The 13,235-nt window shown below is 56.2% G+C and carries 14 protein-coding genes and 1 riboswitch; of the genes, 3 read left to right on the top strand and 11 right to left on the bottom strand.

All coding sequences use genetic code 11. The features are described 5' to 3' along the window. Window positions 1-71: 71 nt before the first annotated feature. Window positions 72-590, bottom strand: a complete 519-nt coding sequence (gene msrA / locus WKJ03_RS04480; protein ID WP_337840967.1) for a peptide-methionine (S)-S-oxide reductase MsrA — start codon at window positions 588-590, stop codon at window positions 72-74. 122 nt (window positions 591-712) lie between these two features. Between msrA and WKJ03_RS04475 the strand changes: the two genes are divergently transcribed. Continuing rightward, entirely contained in the window at window positions 713-1,090 is a 378-nt protein-coding gene (locus tag WKJ03_RS04475; protein WP_337840966.1) for a PH domain-containing protein, read from the top strand. After that, the gene (locus tag WKJ03_RS04470) at window positions 1,081-1,920 is read left to right on the top strand and encodes a hypothetical protein (RefSeq protein ID WP_337840965.1); all 840 of its coding nucleotides are present in this window, start codon (window positions 1,081-1,083) and stop codon (window positions 1,918-1,920) included. Before WKJ03_RS04475 ends, WKJ03_RS04470 begins: the two co-directional genes overlap by 10 nt. A gap of 3 nt (window positions 1,921-1,923) precedes the next feature. Here the strand turns inward: WKJ03_RS04470 and WKJ03_RS04465 are convergent, their stop codons facing one another. The 9 genes from WKJ03_RS04465 to WKJ03_RS04425 form a co-directional block, all read right to left on the bottom strand. Next, on the bottom strand, window positions 1,924-2,544 hold the full coding sequence (locus tag WKJ03_RS04465; RefSeq protein WP_337840964.1) for a DUF5610 domain-containing protein: 621 nt from the start codon (window positions 2,542-2,544) through the stop codon (window positions 1,924-1,926). A 286-nt stretch (window positions 2,545-2,830) separates the two neighbouring features. Continuing rightward, window positions 2,831-3,676 carry a cobalamin-binding protein gene (locus WKJ03_RS04460; RefSeq protein ID WP_337840963.1) on the bottom strand — a complete coding sequence of 282 codons (846 nt, stop codon included), beginning with the start codon at window positions 3,674-3,676 and terminating at the stop codon, window positions 2,831-2,833. After that, entirely contained in the window at window positions 3,673-4,275 is a 603-nt protein-coding gene (gene cobO, locus WKJ03_RS04455; RefSeq protein WP_337840962.1) for a cob(I)yrinic acid a,c-diamide adenosyltransferase, read from the bottom strand. The genes WKJ03_RS04460 and cobO overlap by 4 nt, the downstream gene beginning before the upstream one ends. A 12-nt stretch (window positions 4,276-4,287) precedes the next feature. Then, a complete protein-coding gene (locus WKJ03_RS04450; protein WP_337840961.1) occupies window positions 4,288-4,887 on the bottom strand; it encodes a histidine phosphatase family protein in 600 nt (199 codons plus the stop codon). Further along, window positions 4,874-5,410, bottom strand: coding sequence for a bifunctional adenosylcobinamide kinase/adenosylcobinamide-phosphate guanylyltransferase (gene cobU / locus WKJ03_RS04445; protein ID WP_337840960.1), 537 nt, complete (start codon window positions 5,408-5,410; stop codon window positions 4,874-4,876). The genes WKJ03_RS04450 and cobU overlap by 14 nt, the downstream gene beginning before the upstream one ends. Further along, window positions 5,410-6,177, bottom strand: coding sequence for an adenosylcobinamide-GDP ribazoletransferase (locus WKJ03_RS04440; protein WP_337840959.1), 768 nt, complete (start codon window positions 6,175-6,177; stop codon window positions 5,410-5,412). The genes cobU and WKJ03_RS04440 overlap by 1 nt, the downstream gene beginning before the upstream one ends. Next, a complete protein-coding gene (gene cobT, locus WKJ03_RS04435) occupies window positions 6,174-7,211 on the bottom strand; it encodes a nicotinate-nucleotide--dimethylbenzimidazole phosphoribosyltransferase (protein WP_337840958.1) in 1,038 nt (345 codons plus the stop codon). Before cobT ends, WKJ03_RS04440 begins: the two co-directional genes overlap by 4 nt. Window positions 7,212-7,220: 9 nt before the next feature. Further along, window positions 7,221-8,186 (bottom strand): iron ABC transporter permease, encoded by a 966-nt coding sequence (locus WKJ03_RS04430; RefSeq protein WP_337840957.1) that lies wholly within the window; start codon window positions 8,184-8,186, stop codon window positions 7,221-7,223. Next, on the bottom strand, window positions 8,183-8,959 hold the full coding sequence (locus tag WKJ03_RS04425; protein WP_337840956.1) for an ABC transporter ATP-binding protein: 777 nt from the start codon (window positions 8,957-8,959) through the stop codon (window positions 8,183-8,185). Before WKJ03_RS04425 ends, WKJ03_RS04430 begins: the two co-directional genes overlap by 4 nt. A 91-nt stretch (window positions 8,960-9,050) precedes the next feature. Further along, a riboswitch (cobalamin riboswitch) is annotated at window positions 9,051-9,188 on the bottom strand. Window positions 9,189-9,330: 142 nt separating this feature from the next. Here WKJ03_RS04425 and WKJ03_RS04420 point away from each other — a divergent pair. After that, window positions 9,331-10,080 (top strand): transporter substrate-binding domain-containing protein, encoded by a 750-nt coding sequence (locus WKJ03_RS04420; protein ID WP_337840955.1) that lies wholly within the window; start codon window positions 9,331-9,333, stop codon window positions 10,078-10,080. A gap of 47 nt (window positions 10,081-10,127) precedes the next feature. Here the strand turns inward: WKJ03_RS04420 and WKJ03_RS04415 are convergent, their stop codons facing one another. After that, window positions 10,128-13,235, bottom strand: a complete 3,108-nt coding sequence (locus tag WKJ03_RS04415; RefSeq protein WP_337840954.1) for an efflux RND transporter permease subunit — start codon at window positions 13,233-13,235, stop codon at window positions 10,128-10,130.

Below are 13,235 nucleotides of genomic sequence, written 5' to 3'. Positions count from 1 at the left end.
AAAATACACTCTATAGACCTTTTGGCAGGTTGAGTTCGTTTGGGGCTGGGGGCCAGCCCTCAAGGAAGGTATTAGTTCAGCAATGCTGCAAAGTGCTGGCGGAATTTAGCCAGTTTAGGCGCGATTAAAATGCTGCAGTAAGGTTGCTGCGGGTTTTGTTCAAAATAGCCCTGATGGTAGTCTTCCGCCGGGTAAAAGGTACTGGCGGGGCTGAGCTCCGTGACTATGGGGGCCTGCCACAGCAATTGCTGGGCAGCTTTGGATTGCTGTGCCTGCTGCAGTTGCAGGTCGTTATGGTAAAACACCACAGAGCGGTACTGAGTGCCCAGGTCGTTGCCTTGCCGGTTTAGTGTGGTTGGGTCATGTAAAAACCAGAAGATCTGCAGTAAGTCGTGATAGCTGACCAGCGCCGGGTCAAATTGCAATTGCACCACCTCGGCGTGGCCTGTGGTGCCGCTGCAGACAGAGCGGTAGTTGGGGGATGGCGTATGGCCACCCATATAGCCACTGAGCGCGCTGACGCCCTGAACCTGATTAAAGGCTGATTCTATACACCAGAAGCAGCCGGCACCAAAGGTAGCAAGTTCCATTGTTATCCCTTATTCAGACCCATGTGTGGGGTCAGTCTAGCGGAATTCTGCTGGCAACACGACGCCTGCCTTGCCAGCACCGGCTTTTGTGTTTTAGGCTTGGGCCTTCAAAGGAGGTGATTATGGGTTTGTTAGGTGCGTTATTGGGCAATGCCGGGGCCGCAGATTTAGCGGAAGTGGAACAGGATTTACAACAGATCCTGCTGGCGGATGAAAAAGTGCAGCAGGCGTATAAAGTGATCCGCGACCTGATGGTGTTTACCGACCGTCGCCTGATCCTGGTGGATAAACAGGGGTTAACCGGTTCCAAACGCGAAATTATGTCGGTGCCTTACCGCTCCATTGTGCGTTTTGCGGCGGAAACCAAAGGCCATTTTGATTTGGAGTCTGACCTGAAAATCTGGCTTGGCAGCACCGACAGCCCTATTGTCAAAACCTTCAGCAAGGACAGCTCCATTCTGGATGTTCAAAAAGCGCTGGTGCAGTATTGTTGCGCTTAATTCGCCCGCCTTTATCTGCGGCGTTGCTGGGTCTGCTGTCGTCCTGTGTGCCGACTCCGGCGGCGGAGACCGGCCAGACGGAACAGCTGTTGCCTGTGGCACTGAATGAATCTTCAGCCTTAAGTTGTGCCTATGGCAGCTTGTGGAGCCTGAATGATTCAGGCAATAAAGCCGAGGTTTTTCAGCTCAGTGACAGCGGGCAGTTGTTGCGCCAGCAAAAACTCAGGCTGACCAATGTGGACTGGGAGGCGCTGGAATGGGCGCAAGACCAGCTCTGGCTGGCGGATACCGGCAATAACGATGGCAAACGCTCTGAATTGCAGTTGTATGGACTGAACCGGCAATTGCAGCCGGAAAAAACCATTCGCTTACGGCTGCCGGACGAAGAACGGCAGATTTACCACCATGATCTGGACTTTGAGGCCATGGTGTTCTGGCAGCAGCAACTCTGGCTGGTCAGTAAAAGCTGGAAGACGGGCATAGCCCGGATTTACCCGGTCAACCGCGCTGAAGCCGAGCAGCCGCTGCCAGCGGCCCGCTATGAGGTGCAGCTGCCATTTCTGGTCACTGCCGCTGCTGCGGTGCCGGGCTCTGACCAGTTGCTGCTGGTGGGGTATGTGCCGCCTCAGCAGCGGTTCTGGCAAACGATTGTTGGTAAGTTTGAAGTCTGGCTGGCGCTGTTGGATGCAGAAGGCAAGCTGATAAAGCAACAACAGCTGCCTGTGGACACGCAGGTGGAGGGGGCCTGTGTGGATCCAGCCGGGCAGCTGTGGCTGAGCAGTGAAGTGGGGTATAAGCCGGCCAGTCTGTACCGGCTCCTTCACTGGTAATACTTACATCTTGGTCAGTTCGTCTTTGGTGTTCGCGGCAACGTCAGCTGCCAGTTCTTCGTCCTTGTTGGGATTCAGAATAGATTCGCGGAAGCGGGCAAAACCGTCCTGGATCAGGCCATAGGTTTTGTCGATATCATCTGCCACTTTGCCGCCTAATACGCCAAGGCCATCCAGAATTTCACGGGCGTCGGCAAAGCCGGTATCAACGCCGCCACCGACTATGGATAAAAACTTATCCAGCCGTTCTTCTTCGGTCATGTCTGGGGTTTGTTCTTTGTATTTCTGATAAAAAGCCGTTGCAAAGCTGACAATACGCTCGGCCGTGGCTTCAGGCGACGTATCCACTTCGCTTTGTTTGATCTTTTCTGCAGCGTTGGGGCCAAATTCTTCTTCCAGCTCTCTGTTGATGCCTTCGAGCGCTGTTTTGTACAGCAGTTTTAACGAGTTGTTGTCCTGGCCTGTGGTCAGGTTCAGCTGGCTTTCCATAATGGAGGCATTCAGCTGTTGTTTGTTCAGGCGGGACTGCTCATAACCTGTCAGCTTTTTCTCTTTGCTTTCTTCGGTGGCACTGCTGCTTGCGGCCTGCGAACTGCTGCTGGTCAGGCTGTTAATGGATGACATAAGGCTCTCCTGCGCTATGGCTGTGACTGCGGCTGCGGTCAGTATAGCCAGACCATCAGCGGGTTGTATGTCTGTTTCGGCCCCCAGCGGCAAAACTTTAGCTCAAAGCGGCAAAAAATTGCCGGGAGCAATTTTTGACGTTGCGAAGCAACGGCCCGCAGGGTGATGGCCAGGGAAGGTGGCGCTAAAAAGCCGGGAGCAATTTTTCATTGCGCGAAGCGCAACCCGCAGGGGCGCCGCCAGGGAAGGTGGCGCTAAAAAGCCGGGAGCTGCTTTTCTGGAGTGGTCATTGCGCGAGTTTTTGATAAAACAACCTTGCCTTATCTATATCCTGACAAAGCCGTTCAACGCCCTGCAGCATCCGGGTGGTGGTGCGATGCAATAAATCAGAATCCGGTTGGCTGAACTGCTGGTATTTGACAGCAGGCAGCTCTGTCCAACGCGACCAGTCAAACAAGGCGCGTTTTTCCTGCTCAGAGTTGGGCTGAATAATCAGCAGCGGCTGGCTGACCAGCACCTGCTCCAGGCCCACAGTGGGGTAATCGCCTGTGGCGCTGGCAAAAGGGTTTTCTGCACCGCAGAGCGCCAGCTGCTGCTGGGGCCAGGCTTGATTGGCAACTGTGGACAAGGGGTCGGCCCACAGCTCGTAAAAGACCCGCACTTTGTTTTGCTGCTGGTAACGTTGTTTTAAGGCAGAGAGTTGCTGTTCAAACAGGCTGGCCTGCTGCTCCGCCTGGGCCTGTTGGCCAGTCAGCTGACCCAATAATCTGAGCTCTGCCGCTATGTCCTGCAACTGTCTGGGGTTGGATTCGACCAGGTTCAGTCCCAGCGCCCGCAACCGGCTGACATCCGCTGGTGGATTGCCGTCTGTCCAGGCCAGTACCAAATCAGGTTTGAGCAGCAGGATCTGTTCAATATTCAGCTGCATATAATTGCCCACCCTGGGCAGTTGTCTTGCATCTGCGGGGTAGTCTGCATGTTCTGTGGCGGCCACCAGCCGGTCACCTGCACCAATGCTGTACAGCTGCTCGACCAAATGGGGGGACAAAGCAATAATCCGCTGTGCGTGTTGTTGTGCCTGAGCCTGCACCTGGCAGGCTAACAGGGCGGCAAGCCAGAGCAGGGTTTTCACCAGTCCACTCCTTTTTGTACCTGAATACCAGCGTCAAAGGCGTGTTTGATATTTTGTATTTCGCTGACGGTGTCGGCCATTTCAATTAAACGGCGATGGCAGTTGCGGCCTGTGATCACCAGATGCTGACTGGCCGGGCGCTGTTCGATTGCACGCACCACCCGGTCCAGGTCCAGGTAGTGGTAACTGAGCATATAGGTCAGTTCGTCCAGCAACACCAGTTGCAGGCTGTCGTCTTGCAGGAAGCGTTCAGCCTCGGCCCAGACCAGCTCGGCGGCAGCTATATCAGCGTCCCGGTTTTGTGTCTCCCAGGTAAAACCTGTCGCCATGACCGCAAATTCGACGCCATGTTGCTGCAACAGATTACGTTCGCCGCAGTCCCAGCTGCCTTTGATAAACTGCACCACGGCGGCGTTCAGGCCATGGCCGACAGCCCGGGCTACGGTGCCAAAACCTGCGGTGGATTTGCCTTTGCCATCACCGGTCAGCACCAGCAACAGGGCTTTGTCCTGAGTGGCGGCGCTGATTTTTTTATCCACTTCGGTCTTCAGCTGTTGCTGGCGCTCTTTGTGGCGTTGTTGTTTGTAATTTTGATCCATGTTGTCTGGCTCTCAGATTGAAGGGGGAAGTGGCGCTGCCATACAAAGCAGTTGCCAGGGCGCCCCGGCGTGGGGGCGCTGAATACGGCTGATGCTGCCATAGCCGACCGACAGTTGTTGCCACCAGGGCAGATGGTCTGGTGGGATCTGCAATACAGCGCCCAGTATCACCCGGATCACCCCGCCATGCAGCAGCCAGAGCTGGTTGCCGCTTTGCCATTGGCTGTGCCGGTTAAACCCCGACACTACCCGCTGAATAAAATCCGGCAGGGATTCACCTTCGGGTGGTGTCTGGGCCAGCGGGTTTTGCCAGAACTGACAAAGACCGGGCCAGTCCGGGTGCTGTTCGGAATAATGCATGCCGTCCCAGCGGCCAAAATTCATTTCCATCAGCAAAGGTTCGGTTTCGGCCTGCAGTTGCAACCGGGCCGCATGCAGCTGCGCTGTAGTGCGGCACCGTTGCAGCGGAGAGCTGAGCACCCGCTGATAGGTCTGCTCTGCCAACCAATGCAGGCACGCAGGCTCGGCCTCGGCCAGCGCAATATCGGTGTGACCAAATAAACCTGCTGGCCCCTGCACAGGGCCATGGCGTACCAAATCAATCTGCTGCATTGGCCTGACCTTTTAAATACAGCGGCAGACCGGCACAGACCAGCACGACCTGATGGCAGCAGGCCGCCAGTTGCTGATTCAGCCAGCCCTGTTCGTCAACAAAACGCCTGTTGACTGGCCCCAGCGGCACCACCCCGGCGCCCACTTCGTTGCTGACCAGCACCAGGCGGCCATCAAAATTGGCGACTATGTCGGCAAGTTGCTGGCGCAGTTGTTGAAAGTTTTGCTCGGGAAACCGGTACAACTGATTATTCAGCCAGAGTGTCAGGCAATCGACCAGTACTGTGGCTCCCCGGCCAGATAACGAGTTCAGGGTTTCAGTCAGCAGCAATGGCACTTCCAGCACAGTCCAGTGGCCGGGTCTCTGCTGCTGGTGCCGTAAAATACGCTGGGCCATTTCGTCGTCTATGGCGGTGGCAGTGGCGAGATAAAACACCTCGTCGGCTTTTGCCAGCAACTGTTCAGCAAAGCTGGATTTGCCGCTGCGGGCACCGCCGAGGATCAGGGTTGTTGTGTGCGTCATCAGTTGTGAGTCCATACCAGTAACCAAATGATATAAAGCGCGACCTCTGTGACCTGCTGCGCCGCACCGAGCAGATCCCCTGTGTAGCCGCCCAGTTGCGATTTGAAGTAATGGCGGCACAGGCCAAAACCCAGCAGCAGGGTGGTACAGAGGCTGAGGCTCAACGACCAGGGCAGCCAGTACAGAGGCAGCAAGGCCACCAGCAGGTTGAGCCCCAGGTTCAGACTGCCGCTTTGGCTAACCAGAGGTTTGCTTTTACTGACCGCGTCGGCCTGCTGATAGTTCAGGCTGCTGATCAGCAGTACCGGCATCAGGCGGGACAGGGCTGCAACCACCAGCACAGCCCAAACCGCCTGACTGTTAAGCTCCTGCAGGCTTTGCCATTTCAGCAGCATCACCAGCACAAAAGCGGCGGTGCCGTAACTGCCGATGCGGCTGTCTTTTAAGATCCGGAGTTTGTCTGACAGCTGCTGACCACCGCCCAGACCGTCGGCCGTGTCAGCCAGCCCGTCTTCGTGGAACACGCCGGTCAGGACCAGGCCGGCTATCAGCATCAGCAGTACCGCCAGGGCCGGGCTGAATAGCTGCAGCAAGCCATACAACAACAGAGCCTGTAAAGCGCCCAGTACCCAGCCCACCAGACAGATATAGCGGCCGGACTGATTCAGCCGCTCCGGGCTGTACGGCAGGCTGGCCGGTACCGGCAGGCGGCTGAAAAAACTCAGCGCCAGTAAAAACAGCTGCCATTGTCTGAGCAGGAAGCTCAAGGCTGCACCACATTGGTGACGGCGGCACTCTGAAAGCTGGCCATGTCGTTAAAAAAACTCTGGGCGGCCTGCAGCAGCGGCCAGGCCAGCACAGCCCCTGTCCCTTCGCCCAGGCGTAATGATAAATCCAGCAGCGGTGAAGCCTGCAGCTGGGTCAAAGCGGCCCTGTGCCCGGTTTCCGCGCCCTGGTGGGCAAAAATCAGATAATCGCGGCAGGCCGGGTTGAGCTGGCAGGCCAGAATAGCGGCCACTGTCACGATAAAACCGTCGATAAGCACTGGGCTGCGCTGACTGGCGCCGCCCAAGATGGCACCTGTCAGCTGGGCAATTTCAAAACCGCCAAACTCCGCGAGCAACGAGACAGGATCTTTGGCATAAGGGCGCGACAAGGCTAACTGAATCAGACTGACTTTGCGCTGGTATTGCTCCGGGCTGATGCCGGTGCCAAAGCCGACACAGCTGTACAGCGGAATGTCGGTGGCGGCGCAGAGCAGGGCGGCGGCACTGCTGGTGTTGGCAATGCCCATTTCGCCGAGCAGCAATACATCATAACCAGACTGCAGCTGCTGGCGCGCCAGCTGGTAACCCAGCTCCAGGCCTTGTTGCGCCTGCTGCGGGCTCATGGCGCGTTGCAGGCTGAAATCGTCGGTGCCAGCGCCCAGGCGCTGTTTAATCAGGCCCGGCTGTTCCGGCAGGTCGGTCAGAATGCCGCAATCCACCACCTTCAGCGCCACACCGGCGCTGCGGCAAAAACAGTTGGCGGCGGCACCACCGGCCAGGAAATTGCGCACCATTTCGGTGGTGACCTGGCTGGGGGCAATGCTGAGCTGATGACGGTTAATGCCGTGGTCACCGGCAAAAATAAGCAGCAAGGGGGACTGCAGTTTCAGCGGCAGCGATTGCTGGATCAGTGCCAGCTGCAAGGCCAGGTTTTCCAGCTTGCCCAGGGCGCCAAGTGGTTTGGTTTTCTGGTCTATCACTTGTTGTAGTGTGTTTGTTTTGCTGTGGTCCAGCACGCTTATCTCAAACTTCATAGCCTCTCCTCAGCGCTGCTGTCTGAGCACTAAGCTGAAAAAAAACACACTGCCTATGGCTGAGGTCAGCACCCCAACAGGCAGCTCCTGGCTTGGAAATACCGAACGCGACAAGGTGTCTACGCCAAGTAAAAACACGGCGCCAAGACCGACAGAACCCAGTACCAGCGCGACGCTGGACAAGCCAAACAGCCGCCGTACCAGATGCGGCACCATCAGGCCGATAAAGGCGATACCACCGCAACAGGCCACTATGACAGCCGTGAGGGCGGCGCAGCCAAGTAAAAACATCAGCCGCAGAGCGGCCACGGGTACCCCCAGGCTGCGGGCACTTTCGTCGGTCAGCAACAAGGCATCCAACTGGCGGCGAAACAGCAGGCTCAGTGCGGTCAGCAACAGCAGCAAGGGCAGGCTGAGCTGTAAATCGGCGTAACTGGCCTGCGCCAGGCTGCCAAGCAACCAGAACATCACCCGGTTGGCGGCAAAAGGTTCGGAAACATAGAGCAAGGCGCTGGACAGGGCGCTGAATAAAAAACTAATGGCGACACCACAAAGCAGCAGGGTTTCCAGGCGCTGGCCTGAGCCCAGCCTGCTGATCAGCAATACCAGCAGCACCGCCAGGGTGGAGCCGGCAAAGGCTGAAAATGCCAGAGCTCCGGGCCAGGACGGTAGCAGTAACTGCTGCAAGGTGGCGCCCAAAGCGGCCCCTGACACCACTCCGAATAAGTAGGGGTCGGCCAGCGAATTGCGGCAGCAGTTTTGCAGCAGAGCACCAGACAGCGCCAGACTGCTGCCTGCGATCATGGCCAGCAAAATACGTGGCAGACGGATTTGCCAGAGCACGGTTTGGGTCATGCCGTCCTGTACTTGCCATACCTCAGCCCAGCTCAGTGCCAGTGGCCCTGTCAGTAATGACCAGAGCGGCAGCAGTATCAGAGCGCCCAGCAGCAGGGCCCAGCGCAGCGCTCTATTCATTGCCACTCCGGATGGCCGAAGTTAACCCTGGGTCTGGCGACAAAGGGGTTTTGATCGACCAGACAATGGCTGCGAAACACCTGTTGCAGCAAAGGTTCTGTCAGTACCTGTCCGACGGGGCCGTCCGCGAGCAAATGCCCCTGGTCCAGCAATAACAGGCGGTCGCAATAACAGGCGGCCAGGTTGAGATCATGAATGCTGGCTAACACGGCAATGCCCAGTGTTTTGCACAGGTGCATCATCTGGTGCTGGTAATAAGGGTCGAGGTGATTGGTCGGTTCGTCCAGCAGCAACAGCCGGGGGCGTTGCACCAGCGCTCTGGCCAGCAACGCCCGTTGTTGTTCGCCGCCGGATAAGCTGGCAAAAGGCTGCTGCTGCCTGGACAGCAAGCCAACCTGCTCCAGTTGCTGTAGCACCAGCAACTGATCGTCCGCAGTGGTGGTTTGCCAGAGTTTTTTATGGGGCAGTAACCCCATAGTGACCACATCCAATACGGAGAGGTCGAATAAATGGCCGGGCAACTGACTGACCACCGCCAGCTGTCTGGCTAATTGGGGTCTGCTGTAGTGGTTTAACGGGATCTGGTCCAGCTCAATCTGACCGCTGCTGGGCTGATACTCCGCCTGCAGCAGGCGTTGTAAGGAGGTTTTACCGGCGCCATTCGGGCCTATCAGCCCAACAAACTGCTGTTCCTGCAGTTCAAAACTTAATGAATGCAGAACAGGCTGTTGCTGAAGTTCAAGCCGGACTTGTTTAAATCGTACCAGAGCCACTGTTGTCCTTGATTGAGAAACACCAGCCGCTGACAGAATGGATCTGCTGAATGACGGCACAGTGTAGACCCGCACTGTGTACTGCTTGCGCAGCGCTTTTACTGGACAGGTCAGGCCATCTGGCTTACGGCGCAGTTTGGTTCTGCAGCCGTTTACAGTTGCGGGTACAGCAGAGGATTTTCACCCCTTTCCCTGTGAAGTCAGGCCTGGCCTGACACCCATGTTCAGCTGCGGGCCAGTCTAGCAGCTGACCGGTAGCGGGTCACTGAAAATATCTGAGCATAAACAGTTTTTTCCGCTGCCGGATCTCTGGCGCTTTGCCGCGACCACTGTCATATTGTCTTTGGGACCTATAAGGAGAGAGTCTGGTTGTGCGTATTCTCTGGTTGTTGGCAGGAGTGTTGCTGGTTGCGAAAGCGACTCCGGCCTGTGAGCTGGCTTTTGCTGTAGAGGCTGAGTTTCCGCCCCACTTGATGCAACAAGGTGAGGGGTGGACAGGCCAAAGTGTGGTGCTGCTGAAGCGACTGGCCGAAAAAACCGGCTGTCGGCTGCGTTATGTGAATAGTCCCTGGCTGCGCTCTTTGCAGCAACTGAAAACCGGTGAGCTGGCGGTGGTCAGTCAGTTGACGAAAACCCCAAGCCGGGAACAGGATTTTGTGTTTATCGGCCCCCATCACACAGAGCGGATCTGGCTGATTGGCGATCCCACACTGCTGCCGCCTGTTCAGTCGCTGCAACAGCTCGCCGGGCAACTGGATTATGGCCGCATTGCAGAATTAAACGGGGCTTATTATGGCGAGCAGTTTATTCAGCTGAAGCAACACCCTGAGTTCGCCCGCCAATTGGTCTCGATCAGTGGTATTCAGGATAAACTGGCGCTGCTCAAGGCTAAAAGAGTCAACGCCATTCTGGAAGATGAAACTGTGCTGCAGTACTGGCAGGACAAAGGGTATCAGGATGCGGCCCGTTACCAGAAGTTGCTGCTGATCTACCAAAGCCCGGTGTATTTTGGCTTTAGTAAAAAGGCATTAAACCCGGCGCAGCTGCAAAAGTTGCAACAAGCCTGGCAGCAGATGGAACAAAGCGGCGAAGTGAGCCGCATTCAGGCGATGCGCTGGTAAGGCTCAGTAAAAAGCCGTCGTCTGACGGCTTTTTACTTAGGCTGCTGTTAATCCAGTTTTTCCGGCCCGGCCTGTTGCTCCAGCAGTGCCAGTTCACGGCTGAGCTGCTCCGGTGAACCGGTGTTTTTGGCCAGCACCAGATAAGCCACAGGCACTACATAAATGGTCAGCAGGGTGGCAATGCCGACACCGGCAAAAATGACCATCCCTATCACCATCCGGCTTTCGGAACCCGGCCCAGTGGTGATAATCAGCGGAATGGCACTCATGACGGTGGTGAAGGCGGTCATCACGATAGGGCGCAGGCGCAGTGCTGAAGCGCGCTTGATGGCTTCTTCAAAGGCAACTCCGGCGTCGCGCAACTGGTTGGCAAACTCGACAATCAGAATGCCATTTTTCGCCACCAGACCAATCAGCATCACCAGACCTATCTGGCTGTAAATATTCAGTGTCATGCCCGCCAGATACAGACCGGCCAGCGCGCCTACCAGCCCCAGCGGGACTGTCAGCATAATGACCAGCGGGTGAATAAAGCTTTCAAACTGGGCGGCCAGTACCAGGTAGGTCACTAACAACGCCAGCATAAAAATAAGGGCTGTGGATTCACCACTTTCTTTGTACAGCAGCGACTCGTTTTTATAGTCGATGCCCACTGTGCCTTCGATATTTTCTTTGACCACAGTTTCCAGAAACTCCAGCGCTTCACCCAGGCTGTAACCCGGCGCCAGGCCTGCGGTAATAGTGACGGCCCGCATTCTGTTGTAGCGGTTCAGTGCCGAGGTGGTGGCTTCTTCTTTTAAGGTGACCAGGTTGTCCAGCGGGATCAGCTGGCCTGATTCAGTGGCGCGCACATACACATTGCTGATGGCGCCGGGGCGGGCAAAGTCTTTGTCTTCACCTTCCAGCAGCACATCGTATTCTTTGCCACGGTCGAGGAAGGTGGTCACCCGGCGGCCACCAAGCATGGCTTCCAGCGCCCGGCCCACAGCACCGACCGAGATGCCTAAGTCGGCGGCCCGCTCGCTGTTAATTTCCACCAGTACCTGCGGCACTGTCTCTTTGTAGTCGTGGTCCAGCATTTGCAGGTTTGGGTTGGCGGCGGCTTTTTCCAGCACTATGTCACGCCAGCGCGACAACTCTTCATAGGTATTGCCCTGAATCACGAACTGCACAGGCCGGCCACCGCCGCGGCCGCCGCCCAGGCCACTGCGCATAAAGGTAAAGGCTTTAATGTCGGGCAGCTGGTTCAGCTTGCCTGCCACTTCCTGCATCAGCTCGGCCGTACGGCGCTGGCCATTGTTCCAGTTTTCGGTGCCGACAATGGCCACACCACCGCTGTTGCCCCAGCCTGGCACCCGGATCAGCAGCCGGTTAAATTCGCCTTTCTGGTAGTACGGCAGCAACACATCTTCAATCAGCCGCATGTTTTTGCTGTTGTTCTGATAACTGGCCCCTTCAGCGCCATTCATATTGACAAAAAAGGTGCCTCTGTCTTCCTGCGGTGCCAGCTCACCGGGCAGCATTTTCAACAGCATGACGCTGGCCACCAGACTGAGCAGCAACACAGCAAAAGTCGGCCAGCGATTTTGCATCACCATATTCAGCTGATTGCGGTAGCCGGTTTCCAGTCTGTCAAAGGCCTTGTGCATGGCGGCACTGAAGCGGGATTCACGTTTTTGATGCTTCAGCAGTTTGCTGGCCAGCATCGGCGACAGGGTGAGGGCGGTCAGCGCGGAAAAGGCCACGGCCGCCGCCACGGCCAGCGCAAACTCGGTAAAAAGTTTCCCCAGTTCGCCCTGCATAAAGACCAGCGGTACAAACACAGAGATCAGCACTAAGGTGGTGGCAATAACGGCAAAGCCCACTTCACGGGTGCCGCGGTAGGCGGCCAGCAGAGGCGCTTCGCCCTGTTCAATGCGCCGGTAAATGTTTTCCAAAACCACGATGGAGTCGTCCACCACCAGGCCTATGGCCAGCACCATCGCCAGCAGCGTCAGCAGGTTGATGGAAAAATCCAGCGCAAAGAGCACAGTGACAGCCGCCACCAGGGCGACAGGGACAGTAATGGCTGGAATAAAGGTGGCGCGCAGGTTACCGAGGAACAGAAAGATGACTAACACCACCATCAGCATGGCGATGGCGAGGGTGTTGTACACCTCGTGAATGGATTCGGCGATAAAGAGCGAAGAGTCATAGCCTGGTTCTATCGTGGTGCCAACCGGCAGACTTTGTTTGATTTTCTCCATTTCGGCGCGGGCGTTTCGCACCACATCCAGCGTATTGGCTTTTGACTGTTTGATAATGCCGATCCCCAGCAGGTTTTTGCCGTCGCCACGGAACTCACTTTCTTCGTCTTCTGAACTTAAAATAACATTGGCGACTTCACCGAGGCGCACTATGTAATTGTCGGCGCCACGTTTAATGGCCAGGCGGCGGAAATCCTGCTGGGTTTTGTAAGTGCGGACCACCCGCACTGTGAAATCACGTTCTGCAGACTTAATTTCGCCGGCTGGCAGCTCAACGTTTTCATTACGCAGCACAGTTTCAATGTCCTGCACTGTGACACCACGGGCGGCCATGGCGTCTTTATCCAGCCAGATCCGCATAGCATAACGGCGCTCACCACCAATCTGGATACGGGCCACCCCGTCTACTACGGAAAAACGTTCGACGATATAACGGTCTGCGTAGTCGGACAGCTCCAGACTGGTCATGGTTTCGCTGTTCAGCACAAACCAGGCAATGGTGTCGTCATCCCCGTCTGCTTTAAAGACTTCCGGCGGGTAGGCCTGATCCGGCAGGTTATCCAGAATACGGGACACCCGTTCCCGCACGTCATTGGCGGCGGCGTCTATGTCGCGGTTGATATTAAATTCAATGGTGACATTGGAGCGGCCATCACGGCTGTTCGACGTGATGTTTTTAATGCCTTCGACACCGGAGATCCGATCTTCAATCGGCTGGGTAATTTTGGTTTCGACAATTTCTGCGGACGCGCCCGGGTAATCGGTGCTGACAGTGACTATAGGCGAGTCAATATCCGGAAACTCGCGCAGCGGCAGCATGGTAAAGCAGACAATACCGAAGATCAGCAATAACAGGTTCATCACTGTCGCAAAGACAGGACGTTTGACAGAGACATCAGATAACCACAT

This window comes from Rheinheimera sp., from assembly GCF_037442525.1.
Taxonomy (GTDB): Bacteria; Pseudomonadota; Gammaproteobacteria; order Enterobacterales; family Alteromonadaceae; genus Pararheinheimera.
Note: the sequence above shows the minus strand (reverse complement) of the source record. Positions and strands in the feature narration are given on the sequence as shown.

Coding starts and splice junctions, on each gene's coding strand:
- msrA (WP_337840967.1), bottom strand. CDS start 590: ATGGAACTTGCTACCTTTGGTGCCGGCTGCTTCTGGTGTATAGAATCA.
- WKJ03_RS04475 (WP_337840966.1), top strand. CDS start 713: ATGGGTTTGTTAGGTGCGTTATTGGGCAATGCCGGGGCCGCAGATTTA.
- WKJ03_RS04465 (WP_337840964.1), bottom strand. CDS start 2,544: ATGTCATCCATTAACAGCCTGACCAGCAGCAGTTCGCAGGCCGCAAGC.
- cobO (WP_337840962.1), bottom strand. CDS start 4,275: ATGGATCAAAATTACAAACAACAACGCCACAAAGAGCGCCAGCAACAG.
- WKJ03_RS04450 (WP_337840961.1), bottom strand. CDS start 4,887: ATGCAGCAGATTGATTTGGTACGCCATGGCCCTGTGCAGGGGCCAGCA.
- cobU (WP_337840960.1), bottom strand. CDS start 5,410: ATGACGCACACAACAACCCTGATCCTCGGCGGTGCCCGCAGCGGCAAA.
- cobT (WP_337840958.1), bottom strand. CDS start 7,211: ATGAAGTTTGAGATAAGCGTGCTGGACCACAGCAAAACAAACACACTA.
- WKJ03_RS04430 (WP_337840957.1), bottom strand. CDS start 8,186: ATGAATAGAGCGCTGCGCTGGGCCCTGCTGCTGGGCGCTCTGATACTG.
- WKJ03_RS04415 (WP_337840954.1), bottom strand. CDS start 13,235: ATGTGGTTATCTGATGTCTCTGTCAAACGTCCTGTCTTTGCGACAGTG.